General features: G+C 52.7%; 17 protein-coding genes and 2 pseudogenes. 11 read left to right on the forward strand and 8 right to left on the reverse strand.

From position 1 onward, the window contains the following. The first annotated feature begins 12 nt into the window (after positions 1-12). Positions 13-1,152 carry a glycoside hydrolase family 105 protein gene (locus FDW94_RS05385; RefSeq protein WP_008785063.1) on the forward strand — a complete coding sequence of 380 codons (1,140 nt, stop codon included), beginning with the start codon at positions 13-15 and terminating at the stop codon, positions 1,150-1,152. On the opposite strand, the gene mrdA is transcribed toward FDW94_RS05385, so the two are convergent. Together mrdA and argS are read right to left on the reverse strand one after the other, a co-directional pair. After that, entirely contained in the window at positions 1,124-3,061 is a 1,938-nt protein-coding gene (mrdA, locus tag FDW94_RS05390) for a penicillin-binding protein 2 (RefSeq protein ID WP_048216124.1), read from the reverse strand. The two genes, FDW94_RS05385 and mrdA, sit on opposite strands and share 29 nt — an antisense overlap. A gap of 229 nt (positions 3,062-3,290) precedes the next feature. Next, on the reverse strand, positions 3,291-5,024 hold the full coding sequence (gene argS / locus FDW94_RS05395; protein WP_137377252.1) for an arginine--tRNA ligase: 1,734 nt from the start codon (positions 5,022-5,024) through the stop codon (positions 3,291-3,293). A 238-nt stretch (positions 5,025-5,262) separates the two neighbouring features. On the opposite strand from argS, the gene FDW94_RS05400 reads away from it, so the two are divergent. Beyond that, positions 5,263-5,829, forward strand: a complete 567-nt coding sequence (locus FDW94_RS05400) for a VOC family protein (RefSeq protein WP_137377253.1) — start codon at positions 5,263-5,265, stop codon at positions 5,827-5,829. A gap of 2 nt (positions 5,830-5,831) precedes the next feature. Further along, complete coding sequence (cutC, locus tag FDW94_RS05405; RefSeq protein WP_137377254.1) at positions 5,832-6,578, forward strand: copper homeostasis protein CutC; 747 nt, start codon at positions 5,832-5,834, stop codon at positions 6,576-6,578. 235 nt (positions 6,579-6,813) lie between these two features. Here cutC and cmoB read toward each other — a convergent pair whose 3' ends face one another. Genes cmoB through FDW94_RS05430 form a run of 5 tightly spaced genes read right to left on the reverse strand, consistent with a single transcriptional unit; the run spans position 6,814 to position 10,392 of the window. After that, positions 6,814-7,782, reverse strand: coding sequence for a tRNA 5-methoxyuridine(34)/uridine 5-oxyacetic acid(34) synthase CmoB (gene cmoB / locus FDW94_RS05410; protein WP_003833851.1), 969 nt, complete (start codon positions 7,780-7,782; stop codon positions 6,814-6,816). Next, entirely contained in the window at positions 7,779-8,522 is a 744-nt protein-coding gene (cmoA, locus tag FDW94_RS05415; protein WP_003034686.1) for a carboxy-S-adenosyl-L-methionine synthase CmoA, read from the reverse strand. The genes cmoB and cmoA overlap by 4 nt, the downstream gene beginning before the upstream one ends. A 40-nt stretch (positions 8,523-8,562) precedes the next feature. Then, complete coding sequence (locus FDW94_RS05420; RefSeq protein ID WP_003833847.1) at positions 8,563-8,958, reverse strand: MAPEG family protein; 396 nt, start codon at positions 8,956-8,958, stop codon at positions 8,563-8,565. A 52-nt stretch (positions 8,959-9,010) separates the two neighbouring features. Continuing rightward, the gene (locus tag FDW94_RS05425) at positions 9,011-9,829 is read right to left on the reverse strand and encodes a DUF72 domain-containing protein (protein ID WP_100272270.1); all 819 of its coding nucleotides are present in this window, start codon (positions 9,827-9,829) and stop codon (positions 9,011-9,013) included. Further along, entirely contained in the window at positions 9,826-10,392 is a 567-nt protein-coding gene (locus FDW94_RS05430; protein ID WP_137377255.1) for a hydrolase, read from the reverse strand. Before FDW94_RS05430 ends, FDW94_RS05425 begins: the two co-directional genes overlap by 4 nt. A gap of 287 nt (positions 10,393-10,679) precedes the next feature. Here FDW94_RS05430 and aspS point away from each other — a divergent pair, with 287 nt between their 5' ends. From aspS to ruvB, 6 genes are all read left to right on the forward strand, one after another. After that, positions 10,680-12,452, forward strand: a complete 1,773-nt coding sequence (aspS, locus tag FDW94_RS05435) for an aspartate--tRNA ligase (RefSeq protein WP_137377256.1) — start codon at positions 10,680-10,682, stop codon at positions 12,450-12,452. 1 nt (position 12,453) lies between these two features. Next, the gene (gene nudB / locus FDW94_RS05440) at positions 12,454-12,897 is read left to right on the forward strand and encodes a dihydroneopterin triphosphate diphosphatase (RefSeq protein WP_003034863.1); all 444 of its coding nucleotides are present in this window, start codon (positions 12,454-12,456) and stop codon (positions 12,895-12,897) included. Positions 12,898-12,925: 28 nt separating this feature from the next. After that, positions 12,926-13,669, forward strand: a complete 744-nt coding sequence (locus FDW94_RS05445) for a YebC/PmpR family DNA-binding transcriptional regulator (RefSeq protein ID WP_003833836.1) — start codon at positions 12,926-12,928, stop codon at positions 13,667-13,669. A gap of 34 nt (positions 13,670-13,703) precedes the next feature. Next, complete coding sequence (gene ruvC, locus FDW94_RS05450; protein ID WP_003034867.1) at positions 13,704-14,225, forward strand: crossover junction endodeoxyribonuclease RuvC; 522 nt, start codon at positions 13,704-13,706, stop codon at positions 14,223-14,225. Between the two features lie 80 nt (positions 14,226-14,305). Then, complete coding sequence (gene ruvA, locus FDW94_RS05455) at positions 14,306-14,917, forward strand: Holliday junction branch migration protein RuvA (RefSeq protein WP_003034869.1); 612 nt, start codon at positions 14,306-14,308, stop codon at positions 14,915-14,917. 8 nt (positions 14,918-14,925) lie between these two features. Next, a complete protein-coding gene (ruvB, locus tag FDW94_RS05460) occupies positions 14,926-15,936 on the forward strand; it encodes a Holliday junction branch migration DNA helicase RuvB (protein WP_003034872.1) in 1,011 nt (336 codons plus the stop codon). Between the two features lie 78 nt (positions 15,937-16,014). On the opposite strand, the pseudogene FDW94_RS05465 reads toward ruvB, so the two are convergent. Beyond that, positions 16,015-16,293: pseudogene (locus FDW94_RS05465) on the reverse strand (metal ABC transporter permease); the annotation flags it as partial. Here FDW94_RS05465 and znuA point away from each other — a divergent pair. Then, positions 16,276-16,815, forward strand: a pseudogene (gene znuA / locus FDW94_RS05470) (zinc ABC transporter substrate-binding protein ZnuA); the annotation flags it as partial. The pseudogenes FDW94_RS05465 and znuA overlap by 18 nt on opposite strands. Before the next feature lie 15 nt (positions 16,816-16,830). After that, positions 16,831-16,902, forward strand: a 72-nt coding sequence (locus tag FDW94_RS23895; RefSeq protein WP_249358318.1) for a hypothetical protein, incomplete at its 3' end; no start/stop codon positions are given.

Genomic DNA, 16,902 nt, shown 5'->3' on the forward strand with positions numbered 1-16,902 from the left:
GAGGTTTAGTAAATGATTGTTTACCCGGTTAAACATAGCCCGTTATTGCGCCAGCCAGAACATTTTATTGCCAGGGATGAATTAAAAACGCTGATCAAAAAGGTGACGCATAACCTGGTCAATATTCATGACGAAACCGGCGAGTTCTTGCTGCGTCTGGACGATGGACGCGTAATTGATACTAAAGGCTGGGCGGGATGGGAGTGGACACACGGCGTCGGCCTGTACGGGATGTATCAGTACTATCTGCAAACCGGCGATGAAACGATGCGCGATATCATCGATAGCTGGTTTGCCGATCGCTTTGCTGAAGGTGCAACCACTAAAAACGTGAACACCATGGCGCCATTTTTAACGTTGGCGTATCGCTATGAAGAGACGCGTAATCCAGCGTATCTGCCGTGGCTCGACAGCTGGGCTGAGTGGGCAATGCATGAGATGCCGCGTACCGAATTTGGTGGTATGCAACACATCACGCTGGCGGAAGAAAACCACCAACAGATGTGGGATGACACGCTGATGATGACGGTTTTACCGCTGGCGAAGATTGGCAAGCTACTCAATCGCCCGGACTACATCGAAGAGGCAACGTATCAGTTCCTGCTGCACGTGCAAAACCTGATGGATAAAGAAACGGGGCTGTGGTTCCATGGCTGGAGCTATGAAGGAAATCATAACTTTGCTAATGCCCGCTGGGCGCGTGGCAACAGTTGGTTAACTATCGTGATCCCGGACTTCCTCGAATTACTTGATTTACCGGAAAACAATGCTGTTCACCGCTATCTGGTACAGGTGCTGAACGCGCAAATCGCGGCGCTGGCGAAATGCCAGGATGAAAGTGGGTTGTGGCATACCTTGCTGGACGACCCGCAGTCGTATCTGGAAGCATCGGCAACTGCCGGATTTGCCTATGGGATCCTCAAAGCAGTACGTAAACGCTATGTTGGGCAAGAGTATGCGCCGGTAGCCGAAAAAGCCATTCGCGGCATTGTGCAGCATATTTCACCGGAAGGTGAACTGCTGCACACCTCGTTTGGTACCGGGATGGGACACAATCTTGATTTCTACCGCAACATCCCTCGGACCTCCATGCCTTACGGACAGGCGATGGCGATGCTGTGCCTTACCGAATACTTGCGAAAGTATTTTTGATATCGGTATTCGATGGCGATACCGCTATCGGTCCTGATTGTTCAGTCGTCACTGTTTGTACCGTATTGTCCTGCGGGGCAAACAGATGATCCATGATTTGACGCATAACCGGCGCGGCGGTGACACCATCGCTGCCGCCGTTTTCCAGAATCAACGCCACCGCGACCTTCGGGTTCTTATAGGGTGCAAATGCGGTATAGAACACGTGGTCGCGCAAGCGGACAGGGATCATCTTCGCATTGTAGGTCTGATTTTCTTTCAGGCTAAAGACCTGCGAGGTGCCGCTTTTTGCCGCAATGCCGTAAGGCGCGGTGTGAAAGAACTTATAACCTGTACCATTTGGTTCATTCGCCATGCCGAACATCGCCTGACGCACCAGTCCCCAGTATGGCGATGAGGCTGAGGCGATTTGTGACGGTGCTTCTGGAGCCTGATACGGCGTGATGGTTTTGCCGCTCTCTTCATCGAGCAGCAGGTGAGGGACGATAACCTTGCCGTTGTTAATCAGTGCGACCATGGCTTTTACCATCTGGATAGGTGTGGCAATCCAGTAGCCCTGACCGATGCCAACTGAAATAGTGTCCCCCTGATACCAGGCTTTTTTGTGCACTTTTTGCTTCCATTCGCGGCTCGGGAGCAGGCCGTTATACTCCTCATCAAGATCGATGCCGGTCGGTTTACCGTAACCAAACTGGCTGAGCATGCTGTTAATCCGGTCGATCCCCATCATATACGCCACCTGATAGAAGAACGTATCGGCAGACTCTTCTATCGCTTTGGTGACATCCAGCATACCGTGGCCCGTTTTTTTCCAGTCACGGTAATGTCGCTCGGTGCCGGGTAGCGTCCAGGTAGGGGCACCGAAGAAACTGGTCTGCGGCGTGATTACCCCGTTCAGTAATGCCGACATCGCCATATACGGTTTGACCGTTGAAGCGGGAGGGTACAATCCCTGCGTGACGCGGTTGATTAATGGCAGATCTTTATCCTGGAGTAGTTTGTTATAGTCCTGATAGCTGATGCCTTTGACAAACGGATTAGGGTCATAGCTGGGGTTTGAGACCATCGCCAGTACGGAACCGTCGTGTGGATCTTCAACCAAAACGGCGGCACGCTGGCCAGCCAACAGGCTCTCAATGTATTGCTGTAAATGTAAATCCAGTGTCAGATGGATATCTTTTCCGGCAACGGGCGGCACATCTTTGATCAGGCGTACGATGCGTCCGTGGTTATCTACTTCCACCTCCTGATAACCGGTTTTTCCATGCAGTTCGTTTTCGTAATAGCGCTCAATACCTTGCTTGCCGATGTTGTGATCGGCGGCGTAGTTCTCCGCCAGGCCCTTTTGATCCAGTGCTTTCAGGTCGTTGTCATTGATTTTTGAAACATAACCCAGGACATGCGCCAGCGCCGCGCCATAGGGATACTGGCGGTCTTCGTAACTATTGATGTTGACGCCGCTAAAATGAAACTGGTTTACCGAAAAACGGGCGATTTCGACATCGGTTAGCGCATTTTTTAGCACCACAGGACGATAGCGGCTGCTGGCTTTCAGCTCATGGCGAAACTGGTCTATGTCATCAGGTGTGAGGTCAACGATCGGCGTGAGCTGCTGGAGTAACGCATTCATATCGCTGATTTTATACGGCGTAACGGAAATATCGTACCAGGTAACGTTGCGCACCAGCGGGATGCCGTTGCGATCGTAAATCATGCCACGCGTTGGGGCGACGGGCAGCATTTTGATGTCGTTTGCATTCGACCGGGTGGTGTAATACTGGTGCTGACAGATTTGTAAGTTATACAGATTGTAAATCAGGATGCCAAAACAGATGACTACCAGGCCAAAGGCCACCAATACACGCCGCTGGAAGAGCTTTTCTTCCGCCTCAAAATCTCTGAATGTCATTGACCCGTACCCGATTAATTCGCCGCCTAATGATACGGAGGCTTAGACGGGATGACAGGCAAAAGATGTTCCATATCTCTAGGGAAATGTGTCATTCCTTGTGGGTTGTTACAAATTACAGTGAACGTAGCGCCTGATGGTGCTTTGCTGATCAGGCCTACGAGGGCGGTCATTCGGGGAAATAAAAAAGCCCGCGACAAAGCGCGGGCTTTCACATTATTTGAAGTGATTACATACGTTCTACGGTTTCGATACCCAGTGTATCCAGACCCAGCTTCAGGGTTTTCGCCGTCAGCTGTGCCAGCTTCAGTCGGCTGTTACGAATCTCTTCGTTTTCAGCGCTGAGAATAGGGCAGTGCTCATAGAAGCCGGAGAACAGACCAGCAACGTCGTACAGGTAAGCACACATCACGTGTGGCGTACCTTCACGCGCAACGACGGTCAGCGTTTCTTCAAACTGCAGCAGACGCGCCGCCAGTTGAGCCTCGCGATCTTCGCTGATAACGACCTGCGCATTTGCCAGCGCGCTTTCGTCGATATCTGCTTTACGGAACACGGACAGTACGCGGGTATAAGCGTACTGCATATATGGCGCGGTGTTACCTTCGAACGCCAGCATGTTGTCCCAGTCGAAGATGTAGTCGGTGGTACGGTTTTTGGACAGATCCGCGTATTTCACTGCGCCGATACCGACCGCATTTGCCAGTTTTTCCAGTTCGTCGGCAGGCATGTCCGGGTTCTTCTCCGCGACCAGATGACGTGCGCGCTCCAGCGCTTCATCCAGCAGATCGGCCAGTTTAACCGTGCCGCCCGCACGGGTTTTGAACGGTTTACCGTCTTTGCCCAGCATCATACCGAACATGTGGTGTTCCAGCGGCACTGAATCTGGCACATAACCAGCTTTACGTACGATGGTCCAGGCCTGCATTAAGTGCTGATGCTGGCGAGAGTCGATGTAATAAAGTACGCGATCGGCATGCAGGGTTTCGTAACGATACTTGGCGCAGGCGATGTCGGTTGTGGTGTAGAGATAGCCGCCATCTTTCTTCTGAATGATAACGCCCATCGGTTCGCCTTCCTTGTTCTTATACTCATCAAGGAATACGACGGTAGCGCCTTCGCTTTCAACAGCCAGACCTTTCGCCTTCAGATCGGCGACGATGCCAGGTAGCATCGGGTTGTACAGGCTTTCGCCCATGACGTCGTCACGGGTCAGGGTAACGTTGAGGCGATCGTAGGTTAACTGGTTCTGCGACATGGTAATGTCGACCAGTTTGCGCCACATCTCGCGGAAGTATTCGTCACCGCCTTGCAGTTTCACGACATAACTACGGGCGCGTTCCGCGAAGGCTTCATCTTCGTCGTAATGTTTTTTCGCATCACGGTAGAAACCTTCCAGGTCAGCCAGCGCCATCTCTCCGGCATTTTCCTGCTGCTGTTTTTCCAGCCATGCGATGAGCATACCGAACTGAGTACCCCAGTCGCCGACGTGGTTAGCGCGAATAACATTGTGACCGAGGAACTCCAGCGTACGCACCGCCGCGTCACCGATGATGGTGGAACGCAGGTGACCAACGTGCATCTCTTTCGCTACGTTAGGCGCAGAGTAGTCAACCACGACGGTTTGTTTAGCCGGTTGAGTGACGCCCAGACGATCGGAAGCCAGCGCCTGCTGAACGTGCTGCGCCAGAAATGCCGGATCGAGAAAAATATTGATAAAGCCCGGGCCTGCAATTTCAACTTTGCTGGCAATCCCGTTGAGATCCAGATGAGTCAGCACCTGCTCAGCCAGTTGTCGCGGCGCCATACCCAGTTTTTTAGCGACAGCCATCATGCCGTTAGCTTGATAGTCGCCGAACTGTACTTTTGCTGACTGACGAACCTGCGGTTCGCAATCTGCAGGTGCGCCTGCAGCAATCATGGCCTGACTGACTTTTTCTGAGAGAAGAGCCTGAATATTCACCGGAATACCTTACATTTATGAAGCGGCCTAAAATTCACCGCACCAGTTTAAGAATTAAGGGCGGGAGTATACTGCAAATGCCCGTTGCCGTCAGCATTGTGTGTACCGCCAGTAGCCTGAAATATAAACAATGCAATGGCGTAAATTTATTCATGATGTGTTCGGAGAAAACAGCGGTTGGATGGCGCAGCGCAACAGAGTAAATTAGCGACTTTGAACATGGATATGAGCTTTTAATATGGCGAACTGGCAAACCGTTGCAGAACTACAGGATATTTCTGCAGATTTACCGCATTTCACGCAGGCATTAACGGAACTTTCTACCCGTCTTGAGCTGGATATCACAGGCCTGGAAGCCGATCACATTTCCTTGCGTTGCCATCAAAATACCACCGCAGAGCGCTGGCGTCGTGGGTTTGAACAGTGCGGTGAATTGTTGTCAGAAAACATTATCAACGGCAGACCTATTTGTCTTTTTAAACTGCATGAGCCGGTTTGTGTGCAACATTGGCAATTTTCCATCGTCGAACTGCCGTGGCCGGGCGAAAAACGCTACCCACATGAAGGCTGGGAACATATTGAAATTGTTCTGCCGGGAGAGCCGGAAACGCTGAATGCGCGAGCGCTGGCGCTGCTTTCCGATCACGGTCTGAGTCAACCGGGCATTTTTGTGAAAACCAGCTCGCCAAAAGGGGAGCGTGAGCGTTTACCGAATCCGACGCTGGCGGTTAGCGATGGTAGCGTGACGATAAAATTCCATCCGTGGTCGATTGAAACCATTGTGGCAAGCGAACGTCAGGAGTGAGCATGGCTATACTGGAAATCTGCTGTTACAGCATGGAGTGCGCACGCACGGCGCAGCAAAACGGCGCGGATCGTATTGAACTATGCTCGGCACCCAAAGAAGGGGGCTTAACGCCGTCACTGGGCGTCTTGCGTTCCGTTCGCCAGCACATTTCGATTCCCGTCAATCCCATTATTCGCCCACGTGGAGGCGACTTTTGCTACACCGAAAGTGAATTCGCGGCAATGTTGGATGATATTGCGATGGTCAGGGAACTGGGATTCTCAGGGCTGGTGACCGGCATTTTAGATGTGGATGGCAATGTCGATATGCCGCGCATGGAGAAAATAATGATTGCCGCCGGTTCGCTGCAAGTCACTTTTCATCGGGCCTTTGATATGTGTGCTAACCCACTCAATGCGCTTAAAAAATTAGCTGATTTGGGCATTACCAGAGTACTCACTTCAGGGCAAAAATCAGATGCGGCGCAAGGTTTAACAAAAATAATGGAACTTATTGCGCAGCCCGGTGCTCCAATCATTATGGCCGGAGCGGGGGTTCGCGCCTCGAATTTGTCCCTGTTCCTTGATGCTGGAGTGCAGGAAGTCCACAGTTCTGCCGGAGTATGGCTGGCTTCACCAATGCGTTATCGCAATTCGGGGTTGTCGATGTCTTCGGATGCACAGGCGGATGAGTATTCGCGCTATGCGGTAGACGGGACGGCGGTTGCTGAAATGAAAGCAATCATTGCACACCATCAGGCCAGCTGATTTTACCGTTGCATCATGTCGCCCAATATGATGCTTGCTCGTACCAGGCCCCTGCAATTTCAACAGGGGCCTTTTTTTCTCCTTCATATTTCAAGCCGCAGCAGCGTTGGCCGCCTCGCGCCCCCCGGTCACGTAGTTATCTACGCTCCCGGGGATTTGCTGCGTTGCCGCCTTGCTGCAACTTGAACTATTTTGGAGAAACGGCGCTATACGTAACGGTCATTCGACAAATCTATTACGGCTTACGCGCAATCAATACCGCACGTAATGGGGCGGGGTAGCCTTCCACCGTTTTGCTGTGGTCGTTAGGGTCGAGGAAGTCGGCTAGCGACTCGGTTACCATCCACTCGGTGCGGCGTTGCTCTTCGGTGGTGGTGACGCAGACATCGGCGATGCGCACATCAACAAAACCGCATTTTTCCAGCCAGTTTTTTAGCGCCAACGCAGATGGAATAAAGTAGACGTTACGCATTTGCGCGTAGCGATCGCCCGGCACCAGAACGGTATTTTCATCACCTTCGACGACCAGCGTTTCCAGCACCAGCTCGCCATCTTTAACCAACTGATCCTTCAACTGCCACAGATGTTCCAGCGGCGATCGGCGGTGATAAAGCACGCCCATGGAGAACACGGTGTCAAAGGCGTTTAGCGCTGGAAGTTGCTCAATACCCAGCGGCAGCAGGTGAGCACGCTGGTCATTGCCCAGCAGTTTACGTACCGCCTCAAACTGGCACAGAAACAGTTGCGTAGGATCGATCCCAACCGCCAGATGCGCTCCAGCGCCAATCATGCGCCACATGTGATAACCACTGCCACAGCCAACATCAAGAATGGTACGGCCGGTGAGATCAGACAAGTGCGGCAGAACGCGATCCCACTTCCAGTCGGAACGCCATTCGGTATCGATGTTGACGCCGTACAGCGAGTACGGTCCTTTACGCCATGGCATCAGGTTACGCATCAGGGTGTCGATACGTTTAAGCTGGCCTTCGCTGAGCGGTTCTTTACTTTCTGCGGTAACGCTGTGCAGTAAGTCCAGACGATGCGGCGTCAGCTCGGGCAGAAACTCGACGGCGTTTGACCATTGTTTAAATAAACCATGCTGATCGCGCTGCCAGGCAGCGATTTGCGCCGGAAGCGTTTCCAGCCAATGGGACAGATGATTTTTGGCAATCAACTGATAAAAGTTACCAAAATCAATCATGCGCTAACCTCAGCTTTCAACGCCACCAGAGAGCCAAAGTTGAAGCACTGGAACCACAATTCGCTGTGCTCAAAGCCGGCCTGATGCAGTCGCGCTTTGTGCGTTTCTACTGAGTCGGTCAGCATCACGTTTTCCAGCATGCTGCGTTTCTGACTAATTTCCAGTTCGCTGTAGCCATTGGCCCGTTTGAAGTCGTGGTGCATGTTGAACAGCAGCTCGCCAACGTTAGCGTCTTCGAAACTGAATTTTTCAGACAGCACCAGCGCGCCGCCAGGATTCAACCCTTGATAAATCTTATCCAACAATGCCTGGCGCTCAGGTGGCTCAAGGAATTGCAGGGTAAAATTCAGCACCACCATCGAGGCGTTTTCGATAGTAATGTTGCGAATATCGCCTTCGACAACCTCAACCGGGGTCGGTGCCTTATAGGCGTCAATATGACGACGGCAGCGCTCAACCATCGCCGGGGAGTTATCGACGGCAATAATTTTGCAATTCTCGTGATGAATATTGCGACGCACCGAGAGCGTCGCCGCGCCCAGAGAACAGCCCAGATCGTAGACCTGCGTGTTGGGTTGTACGAAACGTTCGGCCAGCATGCCAATCATAGAAATGATATTGGAATAGCCAGGAACGGAACGCTGGATCATATCCGGGAAGACTTCAGCTACCCGTTCATCAAAGGTCCAGTCACCCAGACTGGCGATAGGCGCAGAAAAAAGCGTGTCGCGGTGAGACATAACGTAAAAATCCGGGAAAAATAAAGTGGCGTATTGTGCGCTAATGCAGGGAGAAAACCAACTCCCAGGGCATATACCAAAGATTCGCCAGCACCATTAGCAACAGCGAACACCAGGTTGCGCTCATGCCTGAACGGCGCCAGCGGAAGAGTCGGTGGTGGAATCCGTAATAATGCATCAGTCGTCCGGCAATCAACATCAGCCCGCAAATATGCACCATCCACGTCTCTGCGCCGTTCATTTCCATAAATAACAGCAGCACTAACGCGACGGGAATATATTCCACCGCATTACCGTGAATGCGGATAGCGCTTTGCAGTTCGCTAAAACCTCCGTCGCCATAGGCAACGCGGTATTGCATGCGCAGGCGAACGACGTCAAAGGAGAACTTTATTAACAATAACGCACCCAATACGGCATAAAGCGCGCTTACCATACAAACTCCCTTTTAAAATGGCTGCTGGCACTGACTATGATAGGTGGCATTTTCAGAAAAGAGAAGATTGCTGTGGAATAGATGGTGCTGATCCGATCTCTGGCAGGGCGCTGCGTAAATCTGCCCATAGCGTATCAACAAGCTCCGGGGCCTGCGCGATGTCCGGCGTATGCAAAAACAGATACGGCGTCGTGGTGCGTTGCCATAGCGACAGCTTGGTCAGCCAGACGGCAAAAAGATCGCTGTTTTGTGCCATATTATCGCTACCGATAAAGCGTACCATCGGATGGTTTGCCGTCACTACCGCATGCACCGGAACCTTCGGTTTCTTGCGCTGGGCGTCACGTATTGCTTCAGTATGCGGGATTGCGGCATGCACCGGGCGGCTGTCCAGAATCACCCGGTTTACTCCACGCTCGTGTAAACCGCGATTAAATAGCTGCTCGGCTTCGCCTTTGGCAAAAAAGTCTGGATGGCGAACTTCCACACCGTAGGTAAAGGATTTCGGGAGCGTATCGAGAAACTGCCACAGGGCAGGCAGATCGCGTGGGCTAAAAGTCGCAGGTAATTGCAGCCAGTATTGTCCAATGCGCGATTCCAGCGGCGACATGCGCGTAAAAAATTCCTGTACCAGGTCATCACAATTACGCAGCGCAGCCTGATGCGAAATGGTCGCCGGAAATTTAAAACAAAATCGAAACGCATCGGTGGTCTGTGCCTGCCAGCGGGCAACAATATCGGATTTAGGCAGCGCATACAGCGTGGTATTGCCCTCCACGCAGTTAAAGTGGCGGGCATACTCTTCAAGGCTGGTGATCCCCAGACGCACCCATTTTGGATGCGACCACTGGGGTAAACCGATATAAATCATAGCGCTTGCAGAATCTCCTCCACGCTGCGAACGCGCGCAATGCGCGGGAAAATGTGGGTCATGCTGCCCTGGTGTTGCTCAGCACTGGCGGCGCTACAGGCATCCTCTGCAATGATAAGACTGAAACCCAGCTCCCACGCATTTCGCGCCGTCGACTCAACGCCAATGTTCGTCGAGATGCCGCACAGGATGATGGTATCAATACCCCGACGACGCAGCTGCAATTCCAGATCGGTACCATAGAAGGCTCCCCACTGGCGTTTAGTCACTTCGATATCGCTGGCGCATTTCCCCAGAGAAGCCGGGTAATGCCACCAGTTTTCAGGTAACGCTTTTGCCGGAGTCTGAGCATCTACGGGTTGTTTCAGCGCTTCGGCGTAATCGTCAGACCAGCCGACGCGCACCATTACCACCGGGGAACCGTGGGCACGGAATTTTTCCGCCAACTGCGCGGCGCGGGTAACCACATCATGTGCCGTATGAGGGCCGCCAGCGAAAGGCAGGATCCCTTCCTGTAAATCAATTACGACAAGGGCGGTTGTTTTAGCGTTCAATTCCAGCATGGTCACTCCAGTAATAAAAGAATTCCGTTACACCTTAATCGCGAATCAGTGTGAAAGGGGCGACAATTTTTGTTATTTTTTGTGAGATTACGCAATGCCCGTCCAGGAAACAGGCGTACAGTCAGTACCGGACTGAGAGTCTATCCCAGTAGGCTCTTATCGTGCGGCAGAATTTCCAGTATAATAGCCGCCTTTTTTCATTCAGTTGTGACATTCAGCTAAAGCTGCGACTTCGTCATCTGCGAGACAGGTGACAATCCGCCTGCGGCAAAGTTAAGGGATATCTCATGCGTACAGAATATTGCGGACAGCTACGTCTGTCCCACGAGGGGCAGCAGGTGACTCTGTGTGGTTGGGTCAACCGTCGTCGTGATCTTGGTAGCCTGATCTTTATCGATATGCGCGACCGCGAAGGTATCGTGCAGGTATTTTTCGATCCGGACCGTGCGGACGCGTTAAAGCTGGCCTCCGAACTGCGTAATGAGTTCTGCATCCAGGTTACGGGCACCGTGCGTGCGCGTGACGCGAAAAACGTCAACGCCGATATGGCGACGGGCGAAATTGAAGTACTGGCCTCCGATCTGACCATCATCAACCGTTCAGACTCGCTGCCGTTGGACTCTAACCACGTCAACACCGAAGAAGCGCGACTGAAGTATCGCTATTTAGATCTGCGTCGCCCTGAAATGGCGCAGCGCCTGAAAACGCGTGCCAAAATCACCAGTCTGGTGCGTCGTTTTATGGACGACCACGGCTTCCTCGACATCGAAACACCGATGCTGACCAAAGCGACGCCGGAAGGCGCGCGCGATTACCTGGTACCTTCTCGCGTACATAAAGGTAAATTCTACGCGCTGCCGCAATCACCTCAGTTGTTTAAACAACTGCTGATGATGTCTGGCTTTGACCGCTACTATCAGATCGTTAAATGCTTCCGTGATGAAGACTTACGTGCTGACCGTCAGCCTGAATTTACCCAGATCGACGTTGAGACTTCCTTCATGACCGCACCGCAGGTGCGTGAAGTGATGGAAGCGCTGGTGCGTAATCTGTGGCTGGAAGTGAAAGGTGTCGATCTGGGTGATTTCCCGATCATGACCTTTGCCGAAGCTGAGCGTCGTTACGGTTCCGATAAACCAGACCTGCGTAACCCGATGGAGCTGGTTGACGTTGCCGATCTGGTGAAAGACGTTGAGTTCGCAGTGTTCTCTGGTCCGGCAAACGATGCGAAAGGCCGCGTAGCTGCTCTGCGTGTACCGGGTGGTGCTGCACTGAGCCGTAAGCAGATCGATGATTACGGTAACTTTATCAAGATTTACGGCGCGAAAGGCCTGGCTTACATCAAAGTCACCGAACGTGCGAAAGGTCTGGAAGGTATTACCAGCCCAGTTGCTAAGTTCCTGAACGCAGAAATTGTGGAAGCGATTCTGGCACGTACCGGTGCGCAAGACGGCGACATGATTTTCTTCGGTGCCGACAACAAGAAAGTGGTTGCCGACGCGATGGGCGCGCTGCGTCTGAAACTGGGTAAAGACCTGAACATCACCGACGAAGCCAAATGGGCGCCGCTGTGGGTTATCGACTTCCCAATGTTCGAAGACGATGGTGAAGGCGGACTGACCGCAATGCACCACCCGTTCACCGCGCCGAAAGATATGACGGCCGCTGAGCTGAAAGCTGCGCCGGAAGACGCGGTTGCTAACGCGTACGATATGGTCATCAACGGCTACGAAGTAGGCGGCGGTTCCGTGCGTATTCACAACGGCGACATGCAGCAAACCGTATTCGGTATTCTGGGCATTAATGAGCAAGAACAGCGTGAGAAATTCGGCTTCCTGCTGGATGCGCTAAAATATGGTACACCGCCGCATGCTGGCCTGGCGTTTGGTCTGGACCGTCTGACTATGCTGTTGACCGGTACTGACAACATTCGTGACGTTATTGCTTTCCCGAAAACCACGGCTGCAGCGTGTCTGATGACTGAAGCGCCAAGCTTTGCCAACGCAGTTGCGCTGGCGGAACTGAGCATTCAGGTTGTTAAGAAGGCCGAGAATAACTGATATGACATATAAACAGCCTGTCTCGGTGTTAGTCGTGATTTATGCAAAGGACACCGGGAGAGTGCTGATGTTACAGCGACGCGACGATCCTGATTTCTGGCAGTCGGTCACCGGCAGCCTTGAAGAAGGTGAAACCGCGTCGCAAGCCGCTATGCGCGAAGTAAAGGAAGAGGTCGCCATTGATGTTGCATCTGAGCAACTGACCTTAATTGACTGTCAGCGCACGGTGGAGTTTGAGATTTTTAGCCATTTACGTCATCGCTATGCACCGGGAATTGAACGTAATACTGAATCCTGGTTTTGCCTGGCACTTCCCTCAGAACGAGAGATCGTGTTCACCGAACATCTGACCTATCGTTGGGTTAATGCGGTTGAAGCCGCCCAATTAACCAAGTCGTGGAGTAACCGGCAGGCGATTGAAGAGTTTGTAATTAACGTCGCCTGAAAAGGCGCGCTTTTTGGAGATATTATTTATGGCAGGTCATAGTAAATGGGCCAACACCAGACACCGTAAAGCAGCGCAGGATGCTAAACGCGGTAAAATTTTCACCAAAATAATTCGTGAGCTGGTGACTGCGGCTAAACTGGGCGGCGGCGATCCGGATGCTAACCCGCGTCTGCGTGCAGCGGTTGATAAAGCGCTGGCTAACAACATGACCCGTGACACCCTGAACCGTGCAATCGCGCGCGGTGTGGGTGGTGATGAAGATTCCAACATGGAAACCATCATCTATGAAGGTTACGGTCCTGGCGGTACAGCCGTTATGATTGAATGTCTGTCTGACAACCGTAACCGTACCGTTGCGGAAGTGCGTCATGCGTTCACGAAAACGGGTGGTAACCTCGGTACCGACGGTTCCGTGGCTTATCTGTTCAGCAAAAAAGGCGTTATCTCCTTTGAACAGGGCGACGAAGACGCCATCATGGAAGCGGCGCTGGAAGCAGGTGCTGAAGACGTTGTGACCTTCGACGACGGCGCAATTGACGTTTACACCGCGTGGGAAGAGATGGGCAAAGTGCGTGACGCGCTGGAAGCGGCTGGTCTGAAAGCGGACGCAGCTGAAGTGTCTATGATCCCATCCACCAAAGCGGATATGGATGCAGAAACGGCGCCGAAGCTGATGCGTCTGATCGATATGCTGGAAGACTGCGACGACGTGCAGGAAGTTTACCACAACGGTGAAATCTCCGATGAGGTTGCTGCCACCTTAGAATGATGTGGTTAAGCCATAAAATAACAGGAGATGCGTGATGTCTATTATTCTCGGCATTGACCCGGGGTCTCGCATCACCGGTTATGGCGTTATTCGTCAGGTCGGCAGGCAGCTGACCTACCTCGGCAGCGGCTGCATTCGCACCAAAGTCGACGATCTCCCGTCACGTCTGAAGTTGATTTACGCGGGCGTGACGGAAATCATCACCCAGTTTCAGCCGGACTATTTTGCCATTGAGCAGGTTTTTATGGCGAAGAACGCCGACTCGGCGCTAAAGCTGGGACAGGCTCGCGGCGTGGCAATCGTTGCGGCGACTAATCAGGATCTACCGGTCTTTGAATACGCGGCCCGCCAGGTAAAACAGACCGTGGTGGGGATCGGTAGCGCGGAAAAAAGCCAGGTCCAGCATATGGTACGCACGCTGCTAAAACTCCCGGCGAATCCGCAAGCGGATGCCGCGGATGCGCTGGCGATTGCCATTACCCACTGCCATGTCAGTCAGAACGCCATGCAAATGAGCGAGTCGAGGCTGAATTTGGCGCGAGGTCGGTTACGTTAGTGACAAATGAGGCTGGATATCTATCCAGCCTTTTTTTATGATAGCGCATTACCTTTTAGCCCTTAACGCAGGAGCGTCACGTGATAGGCAGACTCAGAGGCATCATTATTGAAAAACAACCCCCGCTGGTCCTTCTGGAAACGGGCGGGGTAGGCTATGAAGTGCATATGCCGATGACCTGTTTCTACGAGTTGCCGGAAGCCGGGCAAGAAGCGATTATTTTCACCCATTTTGTGGTGCGAGAAGATGCTCAGCTATTGTATGGCTTTAACAACAAGCAAGAGCGCACGCTGTTTAAAGAGTTAATCAAAACCAATGGCGTGGGGCCGAAGCTGGCGCTGGCGATCCTCTCCGGTATGTCTGCTCAGCAGTTCGTTAATGCCGTAGAGCGCGAAGAGCTGGGCGCGCTGGTGAAATTACCGGGTATTGGTAAGAAAACCGCAGAACGCCTGATTGTAGAAATGAAAGACCGCTTTAAAGGTTTGCATGGTGATCTCTTTACACCTGCAGCGGATCTGGTCCTGACGTCTCCGGCAAGCCCGACAACGGACGACGCCGAGCAGGAAGCGGTTGCTGCGCTGGTGGCGTTGGGCTATAAACCACAGGAAGCCAGCCGCATGGTGAGCAAAATTGCCCGCCCTGATGCCAGCAGTGAAACCCTGATTCGTGAAGCGCTTCGCGCGGCATTGTGAGGTAACGGATGATTGAAGCAGATCGCCTGATTTCGGCTGTCAGCACTACCCCTGAAGATCTGGTGGATCGTGCGATTCGCCCAAAATTGCTGGAAGAGTATATTGGCCAGCCTCAGGTTCGTTCGCAAATGGAGATTTTTATCCAGGCGGCGAAGCTGCGCGGTGATGCTCTCGATCACCTGCTGATTTTCGGTCCTCCTGGTCTTGGTAAAACTACGCTTGCCAATATTGTCGCCAATGAAATGGGCGTTAATCTGCGCACCACGTCTGGTCCGGTACTGGAAAAAGCGGGTGATCTGGCGGCAATGCTTACCAACCTTGAACCCCACGATGTGCTGTTTATCGATGAAATTCATCGTCTGTCACCGGTGGTGGAAGAGGTGCTGTATCCGGCGATGGAAGATTATCAGCTGGATATCATGATTGGTGAAGGACCGGCTGCCCGTTCGATTAAGATCGATCTGCCGCCGTTCACGCTAATCGGGGCGACGACGCGCGCCGGGTCGTTAACCTCTCCGCTGCGTGACCGTTTTGGTATTGTGCAGCGCCTGGAATTCTATCAGGTGGCTGACCTGCAGCACATTGTAGGACGCAGTGCGCGTTTTATGGGCCTGGAAATGAGCGATGAAGGCGCGCTGGAAGTGGCACGCCGCGCCCGCGGTACGCCGCGTATCGCCAACCGTTTATTACGCCGGGTACGCGATTTCGCTGAAGTGAAGCATGACGGCACGATTTCGGCTGATATTGCCGCCCAGGCGCTGGATATGCTCAATGTGGATGCGGAAGGATTCGATTATATGGACCGTAAGCTGCTGCTGGCGGTTATCGATAAATTCTTTGGCGGACCGGTAGGACTGGATAACCTGGCAGCGGCGATTGGGGAAGAGCGTGAAACCATTGAGGACGTGCTGGAGCCGTATCTGATTCAGCAAGGTTTTCTACAACGTACGCCGCGTGGACGTATGGCAACCGTGCGCGCCTGGAACCATTTTGGCATTACACCGCCACAGATGCCTTAATGCCTGATGTCGCGACGCTCATCAGGCCTGGGCGATTTTGTAGGCCCGGTAAGCGCAGCGCCACCGGGCAACGCATGCTTAGCTCGCTTGCTTTTTCATCATGCTGAAAATAAACAGCAGCGCGGCGCACAGCACCACGGAAGGACCTGCCGGGGTGTCATAGAAGGCCGAGAAGGTCAGCCCGCCTGTAACCGCTATCATTCCCACTCCAACGGCAACCCCTGCCATCTGCTCCGGCGTACGGGCAAAGCGACGGGCGGTCGCCGCAGGGATGATAAGCAGTGAGGTGATAATCAGCGCCCCGACAAACTTCATCGCCACGCCAATCGTTAACGCCGTAACCAGCATCACCATCATGGCGATTACAACATGCATCTTTGGCTTTCCCCAGAGATAGCGCGGGCCTCAGCGGTTGCAATCCATGAAAAATTAGTGGAACTTATGCCGCAAAGTCGAGCCAAACTTGACGCCAACCTGAAGGATTTTGAGGCACAATTAGCCGCAACCGATAAGCAGGTAGGTAACGAGCTCGCACCGCTCAAGGGAAAAGGTTATTTCGTTTTTCATGACGCCTATGGCTACTACGAAAAACACTACGGACTAACACCGCTTGGTCACTTTACCGTGAACCCTGAGATTCAACCTGGTGCGCAGCGTTTACATGAAATAAGAACACAGTTGGTTGAGCAAAAAGCAACCTGCGTTTTTGCTGAGCCACAGTTCAGGCCAGCGGTCGTTGAAGCCGTCGCGAGAGGGACATCCGTTCGAATGGGAACGTTGGATCCGCTCGGAACGAATATCAAACTGGGTAAAACAAGCTATTCAGCGTTTTTGAACCAATTAGCCAACCAGTATGCGAGCTGCCTGAAAGGAGATTAATGAGGAAGTGAATACGTGCAACAGATAGCCCGCTCTGTCGCTCTGGCATTTAATAATCTGCCGCGACCCCATCGCGTTATGCTGGGG

The sequence above is a fragment of the Citrobacter sp. wls757 genome, from assembly GCF_005280935.1.
In the GTDB taxonomy this organism is placed as follows: domain Bacteria; phylum Pseudomonadota; class Gammaproteobacteria; order Enterobacterales; family Enterobacteriaceae; genus Citrobacter; species Citrobacter portucalensis.